This window comes from Pedobacter sp. 10L46_2 (genome assembly GCF_056395165.1).
On sequence record NZ_JBFTIZ010000348.1, the window covers coordinates 5,167 to 5,890 of the forward strand.

1 protein-coding gene is annotated in these 724 nt (G+C 36.0%); it reads left to right on the forward strand.

The window, feature by feature from the left end:
* Positions 1-247: 247 nt before the first annotated feature.
* Positions 248-724 (forward strand): DUF3078 domain-containing protein (locus tag AC1DDX_RS24560; protein WP_477622756.1); only part of this gene is annotated, 477 nt, incomplete at its 3' end.

Here is a 724-nt window from a genome sequence, read left to right on the forward strand (position 1 = left end):
GATTTATTCACTTGGACAGACGGTAGTTTATACAAAATAAACTAAAGAAGCTTAACACTCGATACTGGTTTGGCACCAACAATGGCACCAGACCAGTATCTCTAATATAGCTAAACCAAAAGCATACTCCTCTTTCAGTACGGGCGTATATTTTGATAAAATAATAACATTTTACGATATTAGATTAATCATTTATCGAAAAAATTAGAACACAATTGTTTAAAATTTATCAAAAACAGTACCTATTATGAAAAAAATCGCCCTATTACTTTCATTGTCGTGTGCCAGCTTTATTGGCTATGCACAAGACACACCCGCTGCAGATACGACTAAAACCTGGACAATTCACGGGGAGAATACTTTCTTAATCAATCAAAGCTCATTTTCAAATTGGGCAGCAGGAGGTGTAAATTCAATTGCTGGAAATCTCGTTTTTAACTACGACTTTAACTATAAAAAAAACAAATGGACCTGGGACAATAAAGCAATCGTTGGATTTGGTCTGAGCAAGCAAGACGATATTGGCGTTCGTAAAAATGACGACAGGCTTATATTAAATAGTTTGCTCGGTTATAAAGCCTCCAAATATTGGATGTATACCTTTTATGCGAATTTCCAAACGCAATTCGCTAAAGGATATAGGTACGAGGGAGATGGAAAAACGCTGATTTCAGATCTGTTTGCACCAGCTTACCTAACTCTTGGTCCTGGTATTGCCTATATA